This is a genomic window from Pseudomonas sp. B3G-3, assembly GCF_028640915.1.
Taxonomy (GTDB): Bacteria; Pseudomonadota; Gammaproteobacteria; order Pseudomonadales; family Pseudomonadaceae; genus Aquipseudomonas; species Aquipseudomonas chlororaphis_I.
Window position 1 is genome coordinate 163,539 of record NZ_JAQZAB010000065.1, and the last position, 23,315, is coordinate 186,853.

Consider the following 23,315-nt stretch of genomic DNA (forward strand, 5'->3'; position numbering starts at 1 on the left):
TTAAACCCAAAAGGAAATGTGACGACGATGTTTACCAAATTGATAGACGGTGAACAGTCCGCCAATCACTAAAGCTGCAACACTAACTTGATAAACAAACAATGGTGGAACCGCACCTAAAATAGGGTCACGAATCAACGTAATAAAATAACTAAATGGGTTAGCCCATACGATTCCCTGGCCAAATTCCAACTGGTTCGGCCTATAGATAACTGGACTTAGAAAAAACATAAGCGGCATGATAGCTCCGATTATCTGTTCTAGATCTCGAAAACGAGCCCCCATCATTGCCAGTAAGAGAGTTATCCACCCCAAGTTAAGCAAAACCAAAAGCAAACCAGGTATCACCAAGAGTTGATTCAAATCAAATGAAAAATTAAAGTAAGCAACAACAGCAACCAAAACCACTGCATTGTGGCCAAGATTGATAAGCTGTCGCATTAACAGTTGAAGAGGAAATATAAAAAACGGGATTCTGATATTTCGTATAAAATGCGCATTTCTAGAAAATGTTGAAGGTGATTCCAAAATACAACCAGATAAGAACTGCCAAACAACCAAACCAACCGTTAATGATGGGACAAGTTTAACCGGATCATCCTTGAGCAACATACTCCACAGAAAACCTAAACCTGCTACGCTTACAGCAGTACTTAATACCATCCACCATGGCCCGAGCGCACTTCTTCTATAGCGCGCTTTAGTATCCCCCCAGGCGAAAAAGAATGCCATTTTTATCCGTCGCAGCCCAAGGAAGATGTCTTGGACACCCTCCTTAAGAGAAATAGACGGCGATGTAGACGCCAATACACTTTCAGAACTCAAATGGAGGCACCTCCAACGTATCTAGCAGCTTGAGACTTGAGGCTGTACTCTGTCTCATCGCAAAATGGCCCTTCTTCCTTATCAGACTTAACAAACATTTTTGTTTTAATTGCCATTTCTAAAGTGTTACCTATATCGAATCGCATTACGTTGTTATATTTAACCAAGCGAAACAATTCATCAAACGCAAATGATGTAGAGCACAAAACCCTAGGAGACAAGTCAAGACAGATTGATGCAATACCAGAACCATCTTGACCATTTTCGTAGTAAGGCAGCCACGAAATATCAACATTACTTACAACATCAAGAAAAGCTTGATCTTCGAGCTCCCCCATAAAGAAAACACGCCCCCGAAGCAGCTTGCTCTTGTTGACCATACTAATGAGACTATCAAGGTAAGAGTCAACAACTCCATTAGCCTTCAACGTCTGCGGATGCTGCCGCCCAAAAATAAGCAGCTTATAGTTATTCGGAAGCAGCTCTAATGCTTTCAAGGCATCTTTATGCCCTTTATAGGCACTAATATACCCAAACATCCCAATGAGAACGTCTTTTTCCATAAAATCCGCCTGATGCACAATCCTATCAAACGTATCACTATTACGTTTATAGTCAAAAGGCACCATCTTCAGCGGGTGTACGGAAACATTATCATATGAAAAAAAATCCAGAATTTGCTTTTCCGAGCGACGAGTATGAACAATCAATCTCGCGTTATTTTTTATAGCAGCAGCAACAATTTTCTTGTTTATATTAATATGGACTTCAGCGTATTTATCGCCTATTAAGTCCTTAAAACCACCTTTAATATCAAAATGCAAAAACTTCTTAATTGCACTTCTAGTACCAGACTGGGCTGCGGCAATCAAACGTGGAGAATGTAAAGTGACGCTTGTATTCTTATTTGCAGAAACTAATTTCTTGAAGCGACTGACAATGTCCCCTGGCAGTGTGCCGTATAAACCTGCCTCCATTTGGATGTTGACCAGGTCGAAGGTTTTCAATCGAGAACATATATCAAGAATATGTTCATTTGCCTTGTTTCTGACAGCATTATTTATAGATTGAAGCAGTTTCAGATCCAACTCCACTACTTCAACTTCAATATTACTATGAAAATGTTCAATACTATCATGAACAACACGAGTAAAAGCTGCGTTACCGCAGCTCTCGGAATAACTAGATACAATTGCCATTCTCATGCTGGTCACGCACGAACCCCTATCACATTTTCAGAATACCAGCGATACAAACGCTGAATGCCCAGTTCAAGATCTACAGATTGTGAAAAACCGAGAGCCTTCAACTGTGTGTTATTGACAACGCGAGATTGAATACCTACAGGTTTATCTGTCTGGAACTCAATATTCGTCAATCCAACCTGTTTACAAATCAACTCGGTCAATTGGCGAATCGTAGTTGCTGTACCACTGGATATATTGATTATATCTGATGACTGCTCGCACTCCATACACAGAAGAATCGCAGCTGCAGCATCGTCAAAATGAAGAAAATCACGCTCCGCAGTGCCATCACCCCATACAGAAAAAGGTAAATTTTCCTTATGTGCTTTATATGCCTTCATAATAAGCGAGGGAATGACATGACCGGAGCTGTCATTAAATCGGTCATTTTCACCATAGAGGTTTGTGAAGACCCCATAATTGAATCTAAAATCCTGAGTATCTTTTAGAACCTTTAGATATGCATACGCATGTCGTTTCGACATAGCATATCCAAACTCACCACCATGAGGCAGCCCATCAAAAAAGTCCTTCTCAATCAAAGGAATATTTTTATAGGGGTATGCATATGCTGCAACGGTGCCTGCAAAAAACATATAATCCACGGGATACTTACAGATCGCAGAGAATATATTTGCATTGATTAGAGAGTTTTCCATCAGAGAACGCATTTGGTTCTCAAGATTCCCTAACAAACCGAACACAACAGATGCCAAGTGAATAACAGCACTAGGCCGATGAAGCGAAAAATAATCCTCAACGGCACGGCTATCTAACAAATCAAGTTCCTGGCGTGTTGGTGACAGCACATGCTGATACCCTTGACTCCGCAAAGCGGAAAGGACGGCCTTTCCAAGGCCGCCCCCTGCACCAGTAACCAGAACTTTAGAATTCTGATTGATCTTATTCATGATGATTAAAGTATTTAAATCCGTGCTGTTTAACCAACTCATCACGTTGAGCTTCTTTTAGATCTTCGCGAATCATTTCTTGAACAAGCTCATAGAAACTAGTGGTTGGAGACCAACCCAACTTATTCTTGGCCTTGCTTGGGTCCCCTAGCAGAGTTTCAACTTCAGCAGGACGGAAGTAAACCGGATCTACAGCAACAATGCACTTACCAGTCGCATCGTCAAAGCCTTTCTCTTCAACATCTTTGCCTTCCCAACGAATTTTAATACCAATTTCATTAGCGGCAATTTCAACAAACTCTCTTACTGAATGCTGCTCACCAGTAGCGATAACAAAATCTTCAGCACTTTCCTGCTGTAGCATAAGCCACTGCATCTCTACATAATCACGCGCATGACCCCAGTCACGTAGCGCATCCATATTCCCCAAGTACAGGCACTCTTGAAGACCTAGCTTAATACGCGCCAATGCGCGGGTAATTTTACGAGTTACAAATGTTTCACCACGAATAGGGGATTCATGATTGAACAAAATACCGTTACAAGCATAGATACCATAGGATTCACGGTAGTTGACAGTAATCCAGTAGGCATACATCTTTGCCGCCGCGTAGGGAGAACGCGGATAGAACGGTGTCGTCTCTTTTTGAGGGATTTCTTGGACCAGCCCGTACAGCTCAGAGGTCGAAGCCTGATAAAAGCGTGTTTTCTTCTCAAGGCCAGCAATACGGATGGCCTCCAAAAGACGCAGAGTGCCCAAGGCATCAGAGTTTGCGGTGTACTCAGGCTCCTCAAATGAAACAGCTACATGGCTTTGAGCAGCCAAGTTATAAACTTCATCTGGTTGAACTTGCTGAACGATACGAATGAGGCTCGAGGAGTCGGTCAAATCACCGTAATGAAGGGTTAGATCATAACCTTTGCTGTGCGGGTCATGGTAGAGATGATCAATACGATGAGTGTTGAACATCGAGGCCCGACGACGGATACCATGAACCTCATAGCCTTTAGCCAGCAGAAACTCCGCAAGATAGGCACCATCTTGGCCTGTAATACCCGTAATCAGCGCTTTTTTCTTAGTCAAAATACAATCCCTCAGCAGCATTCTAATAATTTCTAGTTACTTCACCAGCAACTCAGAACCTAGGCAGTCATCCAACTGCAAAATAATACCAGCTGTAGCGACCTTCACCAAAAAAATGGTATCGATCACTACCGTATGCTGTATACACGCCCAGCCATCCGCCCCCTCAGCAAGCCAAGGATGACGGTTTCGGACTAATCAGACCTTCCAGCTCAGCAACCCGTACAGCCAACAAAGCAGCATCAGAACGCGTTTCAACATTGAGACGCAAAAGAGGCTCTGTATTGGATGATCTCAAATTAAACCTCCAATCAGAAAACTCAAGACTAATGCCATCAGTCTCATCCAGAGAGGGGTCCAGCACAGAATAGAATTCTTTTATACGCTGAATGATTTCCTGAGCATTTTCGACCTTGTAGTTAATTTCTCCACTACAAGGATATTTGGAGATTCTTTCATCGACCAAATGAGCCAACATTTTATTTGTCGAAGACATTAATGCTGCCACCAACAACCAAGGGATCATCCCACTGTCACAGTATGAGAAATCTCGAAAATAGTGGTGAGCACTCATTTCCCCACCATATAGCGCATCCTCTTCACGCATACGCTCCTTGATGAACGCATGCCCAGTCTTGCTCTGAACAGCTGCACCACCTGCCAACTCCACCTGCTCGATGGTATTCCACGTCAGCCGCGGATCGTGAATGACTTTACCACCCGGGTGCTGCTTGAGCAGCATTTCGGCCAGCAAGCCTACTAGGTAGTACCCCTCAATGAAGCGACCATCGGCGTCGAAGAAGAAACAGCGATCAAAATCACCATCCCAGGCCAACCCCAAATCACACTGGTTAGCTACCAGAGCCTCACTTGTCAGCTTGCGATTCTCAGGTAGTAGTGGGTTGGGTACCCCATTTGGAAAGTTGCCATCAGGCTCATCATTAATGAACACCCAATGAAACGGCAACCCTTTAGCTAGCGCGCGCAATACTGGACCAGCGGCACCATTACCTGGATCAGCTAGGATCTTTAGAGGCTTCAGCGCATTAACATCAATATAGGTCAACAGATGATCGATATAGGCGACCTTGCTGAAGGTTTGGCGAACCGTTCCTTTAGTTGCTGAGGCCTCACCTAAATCACCATTATTGACACGTACGCGAATTGCATCCAAACCAGTATCACCACTGATAGGACGAGCCCCCTCTCGCACCAACTTCATACCGTTATAACCCTTTGGGTTATGACTTGCGGTAATCATTACTCCACCGTCGACCTGATAGTAACCAGTGGCAAAATAGACTTCTTCTGTACCACAAAGCCCGATATCAATTACATTGGCGCCAGCCTCAGTAATCCCCCGAACAAGCGCCGCGGCTAGAGATGGGCTTTCCAGCCTCATATCTCGACCAACCACAAAGTTCTTTCCCTGCAACTCAGCAACGAGTGCGCGCCCTATGCGATAGGCGATATCATCATTGAGCTGGGCCGGAACCTGCCCACGGATATCATAAGCCTTGAAACATTGTGCCATGATAGGAGGATACATACTATTCACCAACTGAAATATCCGATACCACTCTAAGTCAGTAATACCAAGAGTGGTTTCCCTAGGAGCATATTGCCACTCCCAGCCAGAGACTGAGGTTGCCCCATATCCGGTCCGGAATTAATTATTTATCAACTCGACCATAATTATCTTCAAAGCGCACAATATCATCTTCCCCTAGATAATCACCGCTCTGCACTTCGATCAGCACCAAATCGATCACACCTGGATTTTTCAGACGATGCTTATGACCTGCACGAATAAAGGTGGATTCGTTAGTGTTGAGCATCAGCTCTTGGGCGTCATTGACAACCACTGCCATGCCACTGACGACGATCCAATGTTCGCTACGGTGGTGATGCATCTGCAACGACAAGGAGGCGCCGGGTTTGACCACAATACGCTTGATCTTGAAACGCTCACCGCTCTCCAAAGTAGTATAGGTACCCCATGGACGATGAACGGTACGGTGAAGCAGATGTAGATGGTGCCCCTGAGCCTTCAGCCGCCCCACAATATGTTTCACATCCTGGGCATGATCCTTATGAGCAATCAGAACAGCATCTGGAGTGTCGACAACCAACAGATCCTCAACACCAACCAATGCAGTCAAGCGTCCTTCACTGTTGACGTAATTGTTGCGCGAACCATGGGAGAACACCTCACCTTCAAAGCGGTTCCCCTGGTCATCCGCCGCAGTAAGCTCACTGACAGCATTCCAAGAACCAATATCGCTCCAACCAATATCACACGGGATAGTAGCAACTTTAGAGGAGCGCTCCATCAACGCATAATCGATAGAGATATCCGGAACATTGGCAAAGGAACCAGCGTCCAACGCCAAACAACTATACCCAGTGGCAGCAGTAAGGCGCGATTGCTCCAAGGTCAGAGCCACAGCAGCGAGCACTTCTGGAGCATGTTTCTGCAACTCATCTAGTACAGTACCAACACGGAAGCAGAACATTCCTGAGTTCCAGAAATAGTTACCGGCGGCAATATAGGACTCGGCAGTTTTCAAATCTGGCTTTTCAACAAAGCGTTCGACCTGCAAACCACCTTCAAGTGCAGCACCTTTGGCCGCCTCGATATAACCGAAGCCGGTTTCAGGATACTGGGGCTGAATACCGAAGGTCACCAACCACCCCTTGGCGGCTAGCTTGATAGCATTTGCCACTGCATCGGCAAAAGCAATTTCATCTTGAATCAAGTGGTCAGCGGCCAGCACCAGCATGTAAGCATCAAGACCATGGACCTCTTTCAAATGCAAGGCCGCAGCTGCAACGGCCGCAGCCGTATTACGGCCAAAGGGTTCAAGGATGTACCCTTGTGCCAGACCATTACCATGGATGGCGCGATATTCATCTTCGGTCTTGAACAGAAGCTCGCGATTAGTGACGGTTAACACCTCAACCACGCCTTCAAGCTTCGATGCACGCAGGAAGGTTTTCTGAATCAGATTCTGCCCATCCGGCAAGGCCATGAAAGGCTTTGGATGAGTCTCACGAGAAACAGGCCACAAGCGACTACCAACACCACCGGATAGAATTACCGGGATCAATTCCATATTTTGAATCCTTAACCGCCACTCGAAGATGGTAGATCTGAGCTGGCTACAGTCATATTTTTTCAGCGGAGCTCTAGCAATATGCCACTAGCCCTCACTGAACGAACTTACTTTACACACTACCTTACCGTCGCTTGATTGCTCCGAGCCAACGCTGGCAGAATTGCAAGAATATCAGAGAATATTGGCCGAAGCTTGCACGCGCAACGTCAGGAAGATGAGCATAGCAATGAGAATGCGAGCCATAGCCATCAGGCACATAAAAAAGCGACATCATTGATAACGCCAATACAACTTGATAGCCAGCCGACACATTCCGAGAAAGTTACACATCATCCTAGGTAGCCAATACCCAGATAGCCCGACCACAACATTATGCACACTGGGTCTTCCTACCGCTTTCATTGACGATGATTATGCGACGATCGGAAGAAAAAGGGCATGAGCTGTATTGCATCGACAGCATTGGCTTGCCACCTCTTAGGCCACTACAACGCCCTACCGATACTCAGCCTGCGACGCCTCGATACAGTGACGGCAGCCAGTACCGGTCCGATCGCCAATCCCACTAAAAACGCCGCCAACACCAGCATCGAGACAGGCAGTTGCGGCCCAGCCCAACCCAAAAACACCAAAACCACGTTTTGCTGATTCTCCAGCACAAACAACAACACGACAGCCACAATCACCAATACGATCAGCACCAGCAGCAGCTTTTTCAGATTACGCACACCCCTCTCCTCTACCTGCCCGCTCAAACGTGAACTTCGCCCTCTTCATCCTCATTCACCCGATCCCGAAGCTCTTTGCCTGGTTTGAAATGAGGAACGAATTTTCCGTCGAGACTGACAGACTGACCAGTCTTCGGATTACGACCTACACGCGGCGCACGATAGTGCAGAGAGAAGCTACCAAAGCCCCGAATCTCGATACGATCTCCGGTTGCCAGGCACTGGGACATTTGCTCAAGCATGGTCTTGATGGCCAGTTCCACATCCTTGGATGAGAGTAGCCCTTGATGGGTGACAATTCGTTCGATCAACTCCGACTTCGTCATATTTTTCCCTTCTTTTTCAAGCAGCTAGATAAGCGCTTCAAAGGTTTTAGCACGACCGGGGGATTTTGAACAGCCCAAGCATTGACTTATCTCCCACCTTGCGAAAACGCCACAAGCAAAGGCATTCAACAGCACGCGGAACGAAAACCCAACGGCAATTCGACCTTCCTCCACGCCATCCTACTAGCGGCATATGACAAGCATGGTCCGCGTGAGGTACCCCGCAGGATTCCAACCAAAGGGATAGTCACCCTCTTCGTCTTTGGCATCACTGGATCTGGTGATGACTTTGTAGCCATCCCCCTTGCATTCACGCTCAGCGCGCCTGTAGCACTTGCCCCATCCAGCCCCAAGACCGGAGCAGTCGATCTCGATGCCGCTGACACCACGGATCGCATGGACCTTGGCGTTGGTCGTACAACCCACCAAGACTAGAACCGCAAAAACCACAATGAGATTTTTCATCTACTTCCTTATACCGGGCAATCGCCCCACCATCATTCAGCTCAAGCAAGCCTAGCCCTGAATAGGTTATTGATCCGCTTAAGAAAATAGACACCCGAATGACTCTATTGGTTTCCCCCTTGACAGATGCAAGCCAGAACCCAAATCGCAGACACAAAAAAGGGCGACCGAAGTCGCCCTTTTTCTATGGTCTGACAGAACTTAGTTCTGCTTTTCCATCTGTGCACGCAGCAGGTCGCCCAGAGTGGTAGGACCAGCAGCGATATCCGAAGCAGCTGGCTTGTCGCGCAGGCTCTGGATAGCTTCTTTCTCGTCTTCAACGTCTTTCGACTTGATCGAGAGCTGGATTACACGGCTCTTACGGTCAACGCTGATGATCTTGGCTTCAACTTCTTCGCCTTCTTTCAGGACGTTACGAGCATCTTCGATGCGGTCACGGCTGATTTCGGAGGCTTTCAGAGTCGCTTCGATATCGTTGGCCAGGGTGATGATGGCGCCTTTGGCGTCAACTTCTTTTACAACACCCTTAACGATTGCACCCTTGTCGTTCTCTTGAACGTACTCGGAGAACGGATCGCTTTCCAGCTGTTTGATACCCAGGGAGATGCGCTCACGCTCCGGGTCAACCGACAGGATAACGGTGTCCAGCTCGTCGCCCTTCTTGAAGCGGCGTACGGCTTCTTCGCCCACTTCGTTCCAGGAGATGTCGGACAGGTGAACCAGACCGTCGATGCCACCGTCCAGACCAATGAAGATACCGAAATCGGTGATCGACTTGATGGTGCCGGAGATTTTGTCGCCCTTGTTGAACTGGCCAGAGAAATCTTCCCATGGGTTAGATTTGCACTGCTTGATGCCCAGGGAGATACGACGACGCTCTTCGTCGATGTCCAGAACCATAACTTCCACTTCGTCGCCGACTTGTACGACTTTCGAAGGATGGATGTTCTTGTTGGTCCAGTCCATTTCCGAAACGTGCACCAGACCTTCAACGCCTTCTTCCAGCTCAGCGAAGCAGCCGTAGTCGGTCAGGTTGGTTACACGAGCGGTAACGCGAGTGCTTTCTGGGTAACGGGCTTTGATAGCGACCCATGGATCTTCGCCCAGTTGCTTCAGGCCCAGGGAAACACGATTGCGCTCGCGATCGTACTTCAGAACCTTGACATCGATCTCGTCGCCAACGTTGACGATTTCGGAAGGATGCTTGATACGCTTCCAAGCCATGTCGGTGATGTGCAGCAGGCCATCGACGCCACCCAGATCGACGAATGCGCCGTAATCGGTGAGGTTTTTGACGATACCTTTGACTTGCTGACCTTCCTGCAGGGATTCCAGCAGAGCTTCACGCTCAGCGGAGTTCTCGGCCTCGAGGACGCTACGGCGGGAAACGACAACGTTGTTGCGCTTCTGGTCGAGCTTGATGACTTTAAACTCGAGCTCTTTGCCTTCCAGGTGCGTGGTGTCGCGCACTGGACGGACGTCAACCAGAGAACCTGGCAGGAACGCACGGATGCCGTTAACGTCGACAGTGAAGCCGCCTTTAACCTTACCGTTGATAACGCCCTTGACCACTTCTTCGGCTGCGAAGGCTGCTTCCAGAACGATCCAGCATTCAGCGCGCTTGGCTTTTTCACGGGACAGCTTGGTTTCGCCAAAGCCGTCTTCAACCGAATCCAGAGCAACGTGAACTTCATCACCAACATTGATGGACAGTTCGCCAGCATCGTTGTAGAACTGCTCAAGCGGGATAAGCGCTTCAGACTTCAGACCAGCGTGAACGGTTACCCAACGCGCTTGGTAGTCGATGTCGACGATAACACCGGTGATGATGGAGCCTGCCTGAAGGTTCAGGGTTTTTAGGCTTTCTTCAAAGAGTTCCGCAAAGCTTTCGCTCATTTTAATTCCTGTTGATAAGGGCGAAGAATACGCCCATCTGCCACATCCCAGACAATGTGGGTTACGTTCATATAAAAGAAGGACCGCAGGACTATGACTGGTCCCCTGCGCTCCTCCTTGGTCACCCGGCGATATCGCGAATGGCGATTTCACTCAGGATGCGTTCCAACACCTGCTCGATGGACAACTCCGTGGAATCCAGCTGTATCGCGTCAACCGCCGGTTTGAGCGGGGCGACTGCTCGCTGGGTGTCACGCTCATCGCGCGCACGAATCTCATCTAGCAGACTCGACAGACTAACACCATCGACTTTTCCCTTCAACTGCAAGTAACGGCGGCGCGCACGTTCCTCGGCACTGGCAGTGAGAAATATCTTCAGGGGCGCATCGGGAAATACCACTGTCCCCATGTCGCGCCCATCGGCCACCAGTCCCGGCGGCTCCTGAAAAGCCCGCTGACGCTGCAGCAGCGCATCGCGCACGGCCGGCAGCGCAGCAACCTGGGATGCCCAGGCGCCCACCTGCTCGTTGCGCAAATCGTCGGTGACGTCATCACCCTCCAGGATGATGCGTTGCGGATGACCTTCGGTCGCGCCGACGAACTGCACATCCAGATGAGCCGCCAACAGTTTCAGCGATTCCTCATTGGTCAAGTCGACACCATGATTGCGCGCAGCAAAAGCCAGCAAACGGTACAAGGCACCGGAATCCAACAGACACCAACCCAAGCGCTTGGCCAGAATCCCGGCGATAGTGCCCTTGCCCGAGCCACTTGGCCCATCGATGGTGATGACGGGTGCCTTGATGTTCACGACTGAGCCTCTTGCGCAACGCGAATGCCGACCTGCGCGCACAATGCGAGGAAGTTCGGGAAGGACGTGGCAACGTTGGCGCAATCATGGATGCGGATTGGCGCATTGGCGCGCAACGAGGCCACGCTGAACGCCATGGCGATACGGTGGTCGCCATGCCCGTGCACTTCGCCGCCGCCAATCTGGCTGCCATCGATGATGATACCGTCCGGCGTCGGCTCGCACTTGACGCCCAGGGCCAGCAGGCCATCCGCCATCACCTGAATACGGTCGGACTCCTTGACCCGCAGCTCTTCAGCGCCACGCAGCACGGTACGCCCTTCGGCACAGGCCGCGGCAACGAACAGCACCGGGAATTCGTCGATCGCCAACGGGACCAGTTCTTCCGGAATATCGATCCCCTTGAGCTTCGCTGCGCGAACACGCAGGTCCGCCACCGGTTCGCCGCCGACTTCCCGCTGGTTCTCCAGGCTGATATCAGCCCCCATCAGGCGCAGGATATCGATTACCCCGGTACGAGTCGGGTTAATGCCAACGTGCTCGAGCACCAGCTCGGAACCTTCGGCGATGGACGCAGCCACCAGGAAGAAGGCCGCCGAGGAGATATCCGCAGGCACCTCGATATGGGTCGCCTGCAGCTTGCCACCGAACTCGACCGAGGCCGTGGCGCCGTCGACCGCCACCGGATAACCGAAACCACGCAGCATGCGCTCGGTGTGATCACGGGTTGGCGCAGGCTCAGTCACCGTGGTCTTGCCCTCGGCGTACAGGCCAGCCAACAGCAGGCAGGACTTAACCTGGGCACTGGCCATTGGCATGGTGTAAGTCAGGCCCTTGAGCTTGTGACCGCCACGGATGGTCATCGGCGGACGCCCTTCCGCGGCAGTTTCAATCACCGCCCCCATCTCGCGCAGCGGATTGGCTACGCGATTCATCGGACGCTTGGACAGCGAAGCATCACCCGTCAGCACGCTATCGAAACTCTGCGCAGCCAGTAGGCCGGACAGCAGACGCATCGAGGTGCCGGAATTGCCCAGATAGATCGGTCCCGGAGCCGGCTTCAGGCCATGCAGGCCAACGCCATGAATGGTCACGCGACCATGGTGCGGGCCTTCGATCACCACGCCCATGTCACGGAAAGCCTGCAGCGTCGCCAGGGCGTCCTCGCCCTCGAGGAAGCCTTCGACTTCGGTAGTACCTTCAGCCAGGGAGCCGAGCATGATCGAACGGTGAGAAATCGACTTGTCGCCTGGTACACGAATCCGCCCAGTCAGGCGGCCACCAGGATTTGCCAGGAAAATCAGGTTATTGGAGTTCATAGCGTCCACATAGGCCCGACGGGCCAGGATTTTACTGAAATGCTCGCGAGCAACCCGGGCGCGAGTGAATACGCCCAACAACTGGTGCCCATCCCCTGCATCGACCGCGTCGCGCAAGGCGTCGAGGTCGTTGCGAAATGTATCGAGTGTGCGCAGGACAGCTTCGCGATTGGCGAGGAAGATATCGTGCCACATGACCGGGTCACTACCGGCGATTCTCGTGAAATCACGGAAACCGCCCGCAGCGTAGCGGAAGATGTCCAGATTTTCACTGCGCTTGGCCAACGAATCGACCAGACCGAACGCCAGCAAGTGCGGCAGATGACTGGTCGCCGCCAACACTTCATCGTGGCGCTCGACCTGCATATGCTCGACATCGGCCCCCAGCTCTCGCCAGAGCTTGTCGACCACCGCCAGCGCTGCCGGGTCGGTCTGTTCCAGCGGTGTCAGGATCACCTTGTGGCGACGGAACAACTGGCCATTGGCGGCCTCCACCCCACTCTGCTCGGAACCGGCGATCGGATGCCCCGGGACGAAGCGCGGCGGCATGCCGCCAAAAGCCTCGGTCGCCGCTCGCACCACATTGCCCTTGGCGCTGCCGACATCGGTCAGGATCGCCTGCCCCAGATCCATGCCGGCCAGAATCGCCAGTAGCTTTTCCATGGCCAGAATCGGTACCGCCAGCTGGATCACGTCAGCGCCCTGGCACGCCAGCGCCAGGTCTTCTTCACAGCGATCCACCACGCCCAGCTCAACGGCCAGCTTGCGCGATTGCGGATCGAGATCGACGCCGACCACCTCGCGGCATACGCCACTTTCACGCAGGCCCTTGGCAAAGGAACCGCCGATCAGTCCCAGACCGACTACCACCAGGCGACCGATCATAGGCACCGCAGGTTGCACTGGAATGACATCAACCACGAGCCAGAACCTTGGCCAAAGCCTCGAGGAAACGCGTGTTTTCAGCCGGCAGGCCAATGGTCACGCGCAGGTGATTCGGCATGCCGTAGTTGGCCACCGGACGCACGATCACCCCTTCACGCAACAAGCCCTGGAACACCGGCGCGGCAACCCGCCCGACATCCACCGCGATGAAGTTGCCCCTGGAAGCGATCCAGCTCAGGCCCAGCTCCCGGAAACCGGCTTCCAGCTGCTGCATGCCCGCCTCGTTCAGACGACGGCTCTCGGCCAGGTAATCGGTATCCTCCAGCGCCGCACACGCCGCCGCCAGGGCCAGGCTGTTGACGTTGAATGGCTGGCGAACGCGATTGAGCACATCAGCCACTGTCGGAGTCGACAAGCCATAACCCACCCGCAACGCGGCCAGGCCGTAGGCCTTGGAGAAGGTTCGCGAAACCAGCAGGTTCGGATAGGCCGCCAGGAAATCCAGGCCATCCGGCAGATCGCTGCCTTCGGCATATTCGATGTACGCCTCGTCCAGCACTACCAGCACATGCGCCGGTACGTCCTGGAGGAACTCGTCCAGCGCCTCGGCGCTGAACCAGGTACCGGTCGGATTGTTCGGGTTGGCGATAAAGACCACCCGGGTATCGGCATCGATGGCCTGCAGCATGGCCGGCAAGTCATGCCCCCAGTCCTTGGCCGAAATCACGCGGGCTTCGGCGCCCACTGCCTGGGTAACGATCGGGTAGACCGCAAAGGCGTGTTCGCTGAACACCGCATTCAGGCCAGGCGCCAGATAGGCTCGGGCAACCAGTTCCAGAATGTCGTTGGAACCGTTACCCAGGGTGACCTGCGCCAGCTCGACGCCACAGCGCTCGGCCAGCAGGGTCTTGAGCGCAAAGCCATTGCCATCTGGGTAACGTGTCAGCTCGGCCAGCTCTTCGCGAATCGCCGCCAGCGCCTTGGGGCTGGCGCCCAGCGGGTTTTCGTTGCTCGCCAGCTTGACGATTTTCGCCGGATCGATATCCAGCTCGCGTGCCAGTTCGTCCACGGGCTTGCCCGGAACGTAAGGCGAAAGTTGTTGCACGCCCGGCTGCGCCAGAGCGAGGAAGTCGCCACTCATTGTTAAAGCCTCAGAGAACCGCTTTCGGGTAGGAACCCAGCACCTTGAGTGCCACTGCTTCCTGACTGATCTTTTCCAGCACACCCTTGATCAATGGATCGCGATGGTGGCCGACGAAGTCGATGAAGAACACATAGGTCCACTTGCCGCTGCGCGAAGGCCGGGTTTCGATACGCGTCAGATCGATGCCGTTGTCATGGAAAGGCACCAGCAGCTCATGCAGAGCGCCAGGCTTGTTGCTCATGGAAACGATGATCGAGGTCTTGTCGTCGCCGGTCGGCGGTACTTCCTGGTTGCCGATCATCAGGAAGCGCGTGGAGTTGTCCGGGCGATCCTCGATTTTCTCGGCCAGACGGGTCAAGCCGTACAGGCTCGCCGCCATGTCGCCGGCGATGGCCGCCGAGTTCCATTCGCCCTTGACCCGCTTGGCCGCTTCGGCGTTGCTGGAAACCGCAACCCGCTCGACATTCGGATAATGGGCATCCAGCCACTTGCGGCACTGCGCCAGGGATTGGGCATGAGAGTAGATGCGGCTGATGCTGTCGGTCTTGGTGTTTTCACCGACCAGCAGATGATGGTGGATACGCAGCTCGACCTCGCCGCAGATCACCATGTCGTGCTCCAGGAAACTGTCGAGGGTGTGGTTGACCGCACCCTCGGTGGAGTTTTCCACAGGCACCACGCCAAAGTTCACCGCACCCGCCGCCACTTCACGGAACACCTCGTCGATCGCCGCCATCGGCTTGCTGATCACCGCGTGACCGAAGTGCTTCATGGCTGCAGCCTGGGTGAAGGTGCCTTCCGGACCGAGGTAAGCCACTTTCAGCGGCTGCTCGAGCGCCAGGCAGGACGACATGATTTCACGGAACAGCCGCGCCATCTCTTCGTTGCCCAACGGCCCCTGGTTGCGCTCCATCACCCGCTTGAGCACCTGAGCTTCACGCTCAGGACGATAGAACACCGGCACTTCGCCTTCGGCCAGCGAGGCCATCTTTACTCGCGCGACTTCCTGGGCGCAGCGCGCACGCTCACTGATCAACTCCAGGACTTTCTCGTCCAGAGCGTCAATGCGCAGGCGCAGTGCCTTGAGTTCTTGCTCAGACATTAGCCGTGTTCCTTCTCGAACTCTGCCATGTACGCCACCAGCGCGTTGACCGCATTGATGTCGACGGCGTTGTAGATGGAGGCGCGCATGCCGCCTACCGAACGGTGACCCTTGAGGTTCAACAGACCACGCGCGTCGGCACCGGCCAGGAACGGCTTGTCCAGACGGTCATCGGCCAGGCGGAACGGTACGTTCATCCACGAGCGGTCCGACTTGTTGATCGGGTTGCTGTACAGGCCGCTGGCGTCGATGAAGTCGTACAGGGTGCGCTGCTTGACGTCATTGAGCTTGGCGATGGCTTCCACCCCACCCTGCTCCTTGAGCCACTCGAACACCAGGCCGGACAGGTACCAGGCCAGGGTCGGTGGAGTGTTGTACATCGAGCCGTTATCCGCCGCGACCTTGTAGTCGAGCATGGTCGGGCACAGCGAGCGCGCGCGACCCAGCAGGTCCTCGCGAACGATATTGACCAGGATGCCGCTCGGGCCGATGTTTTTCTGCGCGCCGGCGTAGATCATGCCGAAACGGGAGATATCCACAGGGCGCGAGAGGATGTCGGAGGACATGTCGGCCACCAGCGGAACGTCGCCGGTTTCCGGGACCCACTGGAATTCCAGGCCGCCGATGGTTTCGTTCGGCGCGTAGTGCACGTAGGCCGCGTCTTTCGACAGCTGCCATTCGTTCTGACCAGGGATGGCGAAATAATCGTAAGGCTTGGCGGTGGCAGCCACATTGACATGGCCGTAGCGCGAGGCTTCTTCAATGGCTTTCTGCGACCAGATACCGGTGTCGATATAGTCGGCAGTGCCATTTTCCGGCAGCAGGTTCAGTGGGATCTGAGCAAATTGCTGGCTGGCGCCGCCTTGCAGAAACAGCACTTTATAGTTCGAGGGGATATTCAGCAGATCACGCAGATCCTGCTCGGCCTTGGTGGCGATGGAGACGAACTCATCACTGCGATGGCTCATCTCCATGACCGACAGGCCCTTGCCATGCCAATCCAGCAATTCGGCCTGGGCACGCAACAGGACAGCTTCAGGTAGCGCAGCGGGACCTGCGCAGAAGTTATAGGCTCGTTTGCTCACATCCACTCTCGCTATGCATTCACGGTAGCGGACAGAGCAAACACTCTGCCCTGCTACGATTTATTTAGTCTTGCGACTCTTCTTCGCCTGCGGCGTCAGCCTGCTGGCCTTCGACGGCATCATCCGAGTCGGTCGCCGCATCCAGCACGGCGCCCTCGAGCACCTCGCCATCTTCGTCTTCCAATTCGTCGCCTTCGACTTCGGACGGCTCCTGAACCCGCTCAAGGCCTACCAGCGTTTCGTCGTTAGCCAGCTTGATCAAGGTCACGCCCTGGGTGTTACGACCCAGGCTGGACACTTCGTCGACCCGGGTGCGCACCAGGGTGCCCTGGTCGGAAATCAGCATGATTTCCTCGCCGTCGAGCACCTGGACCGCGCCGACCAGACGGCCGTTACGCTCGTTGCTGACCATGGCGATAACGCCTTGACCGCCACGCTTGTACTCAGGGAACTCGGTGATCGCCGTACGCTTGCCATAACCACGCGCCGAAGCGGTGAGGATCTGGCTGCCTTCTTCCGGGATCAGCATGGAGATCAGCTTCTGCCCTTCCGGCAGACGCATGCCGCGCACACCGCGGGCGGTACGGCCCATGGCACGAACGTCGGACTCCTTGAAGCGAGTCACCTTGCCGCCATCGGAGAACAGCATGACTTCGCGCTCGCCATCGGTGATCGCGGCGGAAATCAGCACATCGCCCTCGTCCAGTTCCAGCGCGATCAGACCGACGCTGCGCTGACGGCTGAAGGATTCCAGCGGGGTCTTCTTCACGGTGCCGTTGGCGGTCGCCATGAAGATGTAGTGACCTTCGGTGTATTCCTCGACCGGCAGCATGGTGGTGATGTACTCACCATCGTCCAGCGGCAGCAGGTTGACCAGCGGACGGCCGCGGGCGGCACGGGAAGCCTCGGGAATTTCGTAGGTTTTCAGCCAGTAGACCTTGCCCTTGCTGGAGAACAGCAACAGCGTGGTGTGACTGTTGGCCACCAGCAGGTGAGCGATGTAGTCCTCATCCTTGACGCCGGTTGCCGACTTGCCTTTACCGCCACGACGCTGGGCCTGGTACGCAGCCAGCGGCTGGGTCTTGGCATAACCGCCGTGGGAAATGGTCACGACGCGTTCTTCTTCCGGAATCATGTCGCCCAGGGTCAGGTCGAGACGGGCATCGAGGATCTCGGTGCGACGCACATCGCCGTATTCGGCGCGAATCACTTCCAGCTCTTCGCGGATCACTTCCATCAGGCGCGTGGCGCTGTTGAGGATGCGGATCAGCTCGCCGATCTGATTGAGGATCTCCTGGTACTCGGCCAGCAGTTTTTCATGCTCGAGGCCGGTCAGGCGGTGCAGACGCAGTTCCAGGATGGCCTGTGCCTGCTCTGGCGACAGGAAGTACTTGCCGTCGCGCAGACCGTATTGCGGATCGAGGTTCTCCGGACGGCAGGAATCCGCGCCGGCGCGCTCGACCATGGTCATCACCGCGCTGGATTCCCAAGGCGTGCTGACCAGCGCTTCCTTGGCTTCCGACGGGGTCGGTGAAGCCTTGATCAGGGCGATGACCGGGTCGATGTTCGACAGGGCAACGGCCTGGCCTTCGAGAATGTGGCCACGTTCACGAGCCTTGCGCAGTTCGAACACAGTGCGGCGGGTCACCACTTCACGACGGTGACGCACGAAGGCTTCCAGCAGGTCCTTCAGGTTGAGGATCCGCGGACGACCGTCGATCAGCGCAACGATGTTGATACCGAACACGCTCTGCAGCTGGGTCTGGGCGTAGAGGTTGTTGAGGATCACCTCCGGCACTTCGCCACGGCGCAGCTCGATCACCACGCGCATACCGTCCTTGTCGGACTCGTCGCGCAGCTCGGTGATGCCTTCGAGCTTCTTCTCCTTGACCAGCTCGGCGATCTTCTCGATCAGACGCGCCTTGTTCAACTGGTAAGGCAGCTCGGTGATGACGATCTGCTGACGGCCACCGACCTTGTCGATGTCCTCGATGATCGAGCGGGCACGCATGTAAATGCGTCCGCGACCGGTACGGTAGGCTTCGATGATGCCTTCGCGACCGTTGATGATCGCCGCAGTCGGGAAATCCGGGCCCGGGATGTGCTGCATCAGCTCATCGACGGTCAGTTCCGGGTTGTCGATCAACGCCAGGCAACCGTCGATGACTTCGCCGAGGTTGTGCGGCGGAATGTTGGTCGCCATGCCCACGGCGATACCGCTGGAGCCGTTGACCAGCAGGTTGGGGATCTTGGTCGGCATGACCGCGGGGATCAGCTCGGTGCCGTCGTAGTTCGGCACCCAGTCCACGGTTTCCTTGTGCAGGTCGGCCAGCAGCTCGTGCGCCAGCTTGGTCATGCGCACTTCGGTGTATCGCATGGCCGCCGCGTTGTCGCCGTCGACCGAACCGAAGTTACCCTGGCCGTCTACCAGCAGGTAGCGCAGGGAGAATGGCTGGGCCATACGAACGATGGTGTCGTACACCGCGGTATCACCGTGCGGGTGATACTTACCGATCACGTCACCGACAACACGGGCAGATTTCTTGTACGGCTTGTTCCAGTCGTTACCGAGCTCGCTCATCGCGTACAGCACACGCCGGTGCACGGGCTTCAAGCCATCGCGCGCATCAGGCAGTGCCCGCCCGACGATTACGCTCATCGCGTAGTCGAGATAGGACTGTTTCAGCTCGTCTTCGATATTGACCGGGAGGATTTCTTTGGCCAGTTCGCCCATGAGAAGCCTGATTCCTTTTTCTGGTGAAACTTCGTCACATCCATATGGGACGAACGAAGCTCGCCGCTGCAGGCCTAGTGCCATGCACCGACTTACGACAAATCAACAAGTTATGCCATGGATTTGCGCAGTGAAGGCGGTCACTTCGGACCACCTTGGAAACCGCCGGATGTTATCACAATCGCCGCCACGCACCTATCCCCCTGATGCGCATGGAGCATAGTTAGTTGACCGATGACAGGCTGATAAGAGACGAGAGAAGCTCAGAGGCGGATTTCGCGCATAAATGCGGATTTTTTCCGGACTGACGACCGTCCCTCGACAGCCGCCAGCGAAACTTTTTGCAAAATGACCTCAGTGCAGGCGCTTGCGGCACATCAACTGGGCCATTTTTGCGGTGTCGGGACGCTCGACGATGCCTTTCTCGGTGACGATGGCGTCGATCAGGTCCGCCGGGGTGACGTCGAATACCGGGTTGTAGGCCTCCACATCCGCCCCGACCCGCTTGCCACCGACCTCGAGCAACTCCTTGCCATCACGCTCTTCGATCGGAATGTCTTCGCCGCTGGCCAGGGCCATGTCGATGGTCGAACTCGGCGCGACCACCATGAAACGCACCCCGTGGTGCATCGCATTGACCGCCAGCTGATAGGTGCCGATCTTGTTCGCCACGTCGCCGTTGGCAGTAATGCGGTCGGCACCGACGATCACCCAGGTCACGCCCTTGGTTTTCATGATGTGCGCAGCGGCGGAGTCGGCATTCAAGGTCACCGGGATGCCTTCGTTGGCCAGCTCCCAGGCGGTCAGCCGCGAGCCCTGCAGCCAGGGACGGGTCTCATTGGCATACACCCGCTCGACCATCCCCTCGATAAAGGCCCCGCGAATCACCCCCAGGGCCGTGCCGAAGCCTCCGGTCGCCAGGGCGCCGGTGTTGCAATGGGTCAGGATGGCCTGGGCATTGCCCTGATGCCGGCGAATCAGGTCAACACCTAATTGGGCCATGGTCAGGTTGGCTTCGCGGTCGCTTTCATGAATGGCCAGGGCTTCCGCTTCCAGCACCGCCAGCGGGTCGGCGTGGCCCTTGAGGCGCTCCAGGCGCTCACGCATGCGGTTCAGCGCCCAGAACAGGTTGACCGCGGTCGGGCGCGAATCGGCGAGCAGCGCAAAGTCTTCCTCCATCGCCGCCTGCCAGTCGCCACCGGCGGCAAAACGCGCGCGCGCGGCCAGGACCACGCCATACGCGGCGCTGATACCGATCGCCGGCGCACCACGCACCACCATTTCGCGAATGGCGCCTGCGACGCCCGCCGCGCTGGTGTAGGCGATCCAGCGTTCTTCGAAGGGCAAAATACGCTGATCGAGCAGATACAGGGCGTCATCCCGCCAATCGATGGCCTTCACCTTCTCCGCAGCCAACAGTCGGTCGCGCATCCCTCACCCCGCACTCATGAACAAAAGCCGCCGATTATAGCGATCCCCCGGCGAAGACGCTCGGGTATACTTCGCCATCCTCCACAAACGCCCTGGAACCGATCTTCGATGCCGAACCCTGTCGTTGCGCTCGACCTACTCCTGTTGCCGACCTGGCTGGTGCCTGTTGAACCGGCCGGCGTAGTGCTCAAGGAGCACGGCCTGGGTATCCGCGACGGCCGCATCGTGTTCATCGGCCCGCGTGCCGACGCCTTGAAGCTGCAGGCTGCCGAGGTCCGCGAGCTGCCTGGCATGCTGCTCAGCCCCGGCCTGATCAATGCCCACGGCCACGCGGCGATGACCCTGTTCCGCGGCCTGGCCGACGACCTGCCGCTGATGACCTGGCTGGAAAACCACATCTGGCCCGCCGAAGCCAAATGGGTCGATGAAGCCTTCGTCCGCGACGGTACCGACCTGGCCATCGCCGAACAGCTCAAAGGCGGCATCAGCTGTTTTTCCGACATGTACTTCTTCCCGAAGGTTGCCAGCGAGCGCGTGCACAACAGCGGCATTCGGGCGCAGATCGCCATTCCGATCCTCGACTTTCCGATTCCGGGCGCCCACAGCGCCGACGAGGCCATCCGCCAGGGCGTCGAGCTGTTCAGCGACCTCAAGCATCATCCGCGCATCAAGATCACCTTCGGCCCCCACGCGCCCTATACGGTCGGCGACGAAAACCTGGAGAAGATCCGGATCATTGCCGAAGAACTCGATGCATCCATTCATATGCATGTCCATGAAACCGCCTTCGAGGTGGAACAGGCCATCGCCCGGCACGGCGAACGCCCCCTGGCCCGCCTGGCGCGGCTGGGACTGCTCGGGCCGCGCTTCCAGGCCGTACACATGACCCAAATCAGCGATGACGACCTGGCTTTGCTGGTAGAAACCAACAGCAATGTCATTCATTGCCCGGAGTCGAACCTGAAACTGGCCAGCGGCTTCTGCCCGGTGGAACGGCTGTGGCAGGCTGGCGTCAATGTTGCAGTAGGCACCGACGGGGCCGCCAGCAACAACGACCTGGACCTGCTCGGCGAAACCCGCACCGCCGCGCTGCTGGCCAAGGCCGTGGCGGGCTCGGCCACCGCCCTGAATGCCCACCAGGCACTGCGCATGGCCACGCTCAACGGCGCGCGGGCCCTGGGCCTGGAGAGCGAAATCGGCTCGCTGGAGCTCGGCAAGGCCGCGGACCTGGTGGCCTTCGACCTGTCTGGCCTGACGCAGCAACCGATCTACGACCCGGTTTCGCAGCTTATATATGCCACCGGCCGCGATTGCGTGAAACACCTTTGGGTCGCCGGCAAGCAATTGCTCGACGACCGGCGCCTGACGCGCCTGGACGAACAACAGCTGCACGCCACGGCGACAGCCTGGGGCCGGCGCATCAGCGGCCATACCGAATAGCAGGAACCCTCGAGCCGCGGCTCGAGACCGATAGCAAGCATTTTCCAGATTCAGAGGATTACCCATGAGCAACGTCGACCACGCCGAAATCGCCAAATTCGAAGCCCTCGCCCATCGTTGGTGGGACCGCGAAAGCGAATTCAAGCCGCTGCACGATATCAACCCGCTGCGGGTCAACTGGATTGACGAGCGCGTCAACCTGGCCGGCAAGAAAGTCCTCGACGTCGGTTGCGGCGGCGGTATCCTCAGCGAAGCCATGGCCCAGCGCGGCGCCACGGTAACCGGCATCGACATGGGCGAGGCCCCGCTGGCGGTGGCACAGCTGCATCAACTGGAGTCCGGGGTGAACGTCGAATACCGGCAGATCACCGCCGAAGCCCTGGCCGAGGAGATGCCCGAGCAGTTCGACGTCGTCACCTGCCTGGAGATGCTCGAGCACGTACCGGACCCGTCCTCGGTGATCCGCGCCTGCTTCCGCATGGTCAAGCCCGGCGGCCAGGTGTTCTTCTCCACCATCAACCGCAATCCGAAGGCCTACTTGTTCGCCATCATCGGCGCCGAATACATCATGAAGCTGCTGCCACGCGGCACCCATGACTTCAAGAAATTCATCCGCCCTTCCGAACTGGGTGCCTGGAGCCGCGACGCCGGCCTGACCGTCAAGGACATCATCGGCCTGACCTACAACCCGCTGACCAAGCACTACAAGCTGGCCGCCGACGTCGACGTCAACTACATGATCCAGACCCTGCGAGAGGAATAA

General features: G+C 55.4%; 19 protein-coding genes. 2 read left to right on the plus strand and 17 right to left on the minus strand.

Annotation, left to right across the window (positions count from 1 at the left end; all coding sequences use genetic code 11):
* The 17 genes from PVZ80_RS05725 to mtnA all read right to left on the minus strand — a co-directional run bounded on the left by PVZ80_RS05725 (nt 1) and on the right by mtnA (nt 21,112).
* Entirely contained in the window at nt 1-825 is an 825-nt protein-coding gene (locus tag PVZ80_RS05725; RefSeq protein WP_273863513.1) for an ABC transporter permease, read from the minus strand.
* Complete coding sequence (locus PVZ80_RS05730) at nt 822-2,039, minus strand: hypothetical protein (RefSeq protein WP_273863514.1); 1,218 nt, start codon at nt 2,037-2,039, stop codon at nt 822-824. The genes PVZ80_RS05725 and PVZ80_RS05730 overlap by 4 nt, the downstream gene beginning before the upstream one ends.
* Entirely contained in the window at nt 2,036-3,025 is a 990-nt protein-coding gene (locus PVZ80_RS05735; protein ID WP_273863515.1) for an NAD-dependent epimerase/dehydratase family protein, read from the minus strand. Before PVZ80_RS05735 ends, PVZ80_RS05730 begins: the two co-directional genes overlap by 4 nt.
* Nucleotides 2,976-4,088, minus strand: a complete 1,113-nt coding sequence (gmd, locus tag PVZ80_RS05740; protein ID WP_273863516.1) for a GDP-mannose 4,6-dehydratase — start codon at nt 4,086-4,088, stop codon at nt 2,976-2,978. The genes PVZ80_RS05735 and gmd overlap by 50 nt, the downstream gene beginning before the upstream one ends.
* A 145-nt stretch (nt 4,089-4,233) precedes the next feature.
* Nucleotides 4,234-5,616 carry a phosphomannomutase gene (locus PVZ80_RS05745; RefSeq protein WP_273863517.1) on the minus strand — a complete coding sequence of 461 codons (1,383 nt, stop codon included), beginning with the start codon at nt 5,614-5,616 and terminating at the stop codon, nt 4,234-4,236.
* A gap of 124 nt (nt 5,617-5,740) precedes the next feature.
* A complete protein-coding gene (locus tag PVZ80_RS05750; RefSeq protein ID WP_273863518.1) occupies nt 5,741-7,183 on the minus strand; it encodes a mannose-1-phosphate guanylyltransferase/mannose-6-phosphate isomerase in 1,443 nt (480 codons plus the stop codon).
* Between the two features lie 488 nt (nt 7,184-7,671).
* The gene (locus PVZ80_RS05755; protein ID WP_273863519.1) at nt 7,672-7,914 is read right to left on the minus strand and encodes a LapA family protein; all 243 of its coding nucleotides are present in this window, start codon (nt 7,912-7,914) and stop codon (nt 7,672-7,674) included.
* Between the two features lie 23 nt (nt 7,915-7,937).
* On the minus strand, nt 7,938-8,240 hold the full coding sequence (gene ihfB / locus PVZ80_RS05760) for an integration host factor subunit beta (RefSeq protein WP_273863520.1): 303 nt from the start codon (nt 8,238-8,240) through the stop codon (nt 7,938-7,940).
* A gap of 183 nt (nt 8,241-8,423) precedes the next feature.
* Entirely contained in the window at nt 8,424-8,705 is a 282-nt protein-coding gene (locus PVZ80_RS05765) for a hypothetical protein (RefSeq protein ID WP_198919222.1), read from the minus strand.
* Nucleotides 8,706-8,906: 201 nt separating this feature from the next.
* Complete coding sequence (rpsA, locus tag PVZ80_RS05770) at nt 8,907-10,601, minus strand: 30S ribosomal protein S1 (RefSeq protein ID WP_007931318.1); 1,695 nt, start codon at nt 10,599-10,601, stop codon at nt 8,907-8,909.
* A 121-nt stretch (nt 10,602-10,722) separates the two neighbouring features.
* The gene (gene cmk / locus PVZ80_RS05775; RefSeq protein ID WP_007931317.1) at nt 10,723-11,412 is read right to left on the minus strand and encodes a (d)CMP kinase; all 690 of its coding nucleotides are present in this window, start codon (nt 11,410-11,412) and stop codon (nt 10,723-10,725) included.
* The gene (locus PVZ80_RS05780) at nt 11,409-13,616 is read right to left on the minus strand and encodes a bifunctional prephenate dehydrogenase/3-phosphoshikimate 1-carboxyvinyltransferase (RefSeq protein ID WP_273863536.1); all 2,208 of its coding nucleotides are present in this window, start codon (nt 13,614-13,616) and stop codon (nt 11,409-11,411) included. The genes cmk and PVZ80_RS05780 overlap by 4 nt, the downstream gene beginning before the upstream one ends.
* A 28-nt stretch (nt 13,617-13,644) precedes the next feature.
* The gene (hisC, locus tag PVZ80_RS05785; protein WP_273863521.1) at nt 13,645-14,757 is read right to left on the minus strand and encodes a histidinol-phosphate transaminase; all 1,113 of its coding nucleotides are present in this window, start codon (nt 14,755-14,757) and stop codon (nt 13,645-13,647) included.
* A 10-nt stretch (nt 14,758-14,767) separates the two neighbouring features.
* Nucleotides 14,768-15,862, minus strand: coding sequence for a prephenate dehydratase (gene pheA, locus PVZ80_RS05790; RefSeq protein WP_009045010.1), 1,095 nt, complete (start codon nt 15,860-15,862; stop codon nt 14,768-14,770).
* Entirely contained in the window at nt 15,862-16,947 is a 1,086-nt protein-coding gene (gene serC / locus PVZ80_RS05795; RefSeq protein ID WP_009050167.1) for a 3-phosphoserine/phosphohydroxythreonine transaminase, read from the minus strand. The genes pheA and serC overlap by 1 nt, the downstream gene beginning before the upstream one ends.
* A 64-nt stretch (nt 16,948-17,011) precedes the next feature.
* A complete protein-coding gene (gyrA, locus tag PVZ80_RS05800) occupies nt 17,012-19,681 on the minus strand; it encodes a DNA gyrase subunit A (RefSeq protein ID WP_009050168.1) in 2,670 nt (889 codons plus the stop codon).
* A gap of 354 nt (nt 19,682-20,035) precedes the next feature.
* Entirely contained in the window at nt 20,036-21,112 is a 1,077-nt protein-coding gene (mtnA, locus tag PVZ80_RS05805; protein ID WP_009050169.1) for an S-methyl-5-thioribose-1-phosphate isomerase, read from the minus strand.
* 108 nt (nt 21,113-21,220) lie between these two features.
* On the opposite strand from mtnA, the gene PVZ80_RS05810 reads away from it, so the two are divergent.
* Together PVZ80_RS05810 and ubiG are read left to right on the plus strand one after the other, a co-directional pair.
* Nucleotides 21,221-22,552, plus strand: a complete 1,332-nt coding sequence (locus tag PVZ80_RS05810; protein WP_273863522.1) for a TRZ/ATZ family hydrolase — start codon at nt 21,221-21,223, stop codon at nt 22,550-22,552.
* A gap of 64 nt (nt 22,553-22,616) precedes the next feature.
* Nucleotides 22,617-23,315, plus strand: coding sequence for a bifunctional 2-polyprenyl-6-hydroxyphenol methylase/3-demethylubiquinol 3-O-methyltransferase UbiG (ubiG, locus tag PVZ80_RS05815; protein ID WP_007932212.1), 699 nt, complete (start codon nt 22,617-22,619; stop codon nt 23,313-23,315).

What these genes read in the sequence shown, in the direction of transcription:
- PVZ80_RS05735 (WP_273863515.1), bottom strand. Translation starts at nt 3,025, where the DNA reads ATGAGTTGGTTAAACAGCACGGATTTAAATACTTTAATCATCATGAAT.
- gmd (WP_273863516.1), bottom strand. Translation starts at nt 4,088, where the DNA reads ATGCTGCTGAGGGATTGTATTTTGACTAAGAAAAAAGCGCTGATTACG.
- PVZ80_RS05745 (WP_273863517.1), bottom strand. Translation starts at nt 5,616, where the DNA reads ATGTATCCTCCTATCATGGCACAATGTTTCAAGGCTTATGATATCCGT.
- PVZ80_RS05750 (WP_273863518.1), bottom strand. Translation starts at nt 7,183, where the DNA reads ATGGAATTGATCCCGGTAATTCTATCCGGTGGTGTTGGTAGTCGCTTG.
- ihfB (WP_273863520.1), bottom strand. Translation starts at nt 8,240, where the DNA reads ATGACGAAGTCGGAGTTGATCGAACGAATTGTCACCCATCAAGGGCTA.
- PVZ80_RS05765 (WP_198919222.1), bottom strand. Translation starts at nt 8,705, where the DNA reads ATGAAAAATCTCATTGTGGTTTTTGCGGTTCTAGTCTTGGTGGGTTGT.
- rpsA (WP_007931318.1), bottom strand. Translation starts at nt 10,601, where the DNA reads ATGAGCGAAAGCTTTGCGGAACTCTTTGAAGAAAGCCTAAAAACCCTG.
- PVZ80_RS05780 (WP_273863536.1), bottom strand. Translation starts at nt 13,616, where the DNA reads ATGATCGGTCGCCTGGTGGTAGTCGGTCTGGGACTGATCGGCGGTTCC.
- hisC (WP_273863521.1), bottom strand. Translation starts at nt 14,757, where the DNA reads ATGAGTGGCGACTTCCTCGCTCTGGCGCAGCCGGGCGTGCAACAACTT.
- pheA (WP_009045010.1), bottom strand. Translation starts at nt 15,862, where the DNA reads ATGTCTGAGCAAGAACTCAAGGCACTGCGCCTGCGCATTGACGCTCTG.
- gyrA (WP_009050168.1), bottom strand. Translation starts at nt 19,681, where the DNA reads ATGGGCGAACTGGCCAAAGAAATCCTCCCGGTCAATATCGAAGACGAG.
- mtnA (WP_009050169.1), bottom strand. Translation starts at nt 21,112, where the DNA reads ATGCGCGACCGACTGTTGGCTGCGGAGAAGGTGAAGGCCATCGATTGG.
- PVZ80_RS05810 (WP_273863522.1), top strand. Translation starts at nt 21,221, where the DNA reads ATGCCGAACCCTGTCGTTGCGCTCGACCTACTCCTGTTGCCGACCTGG.
- ubiG (WP_007932212.1), top strand. Translation starts at nt 22,617, where the DNA reads ATGAGCAACGTCGACCACGCCGAAATCGCCAAATTCGAAGCCCTCGCC.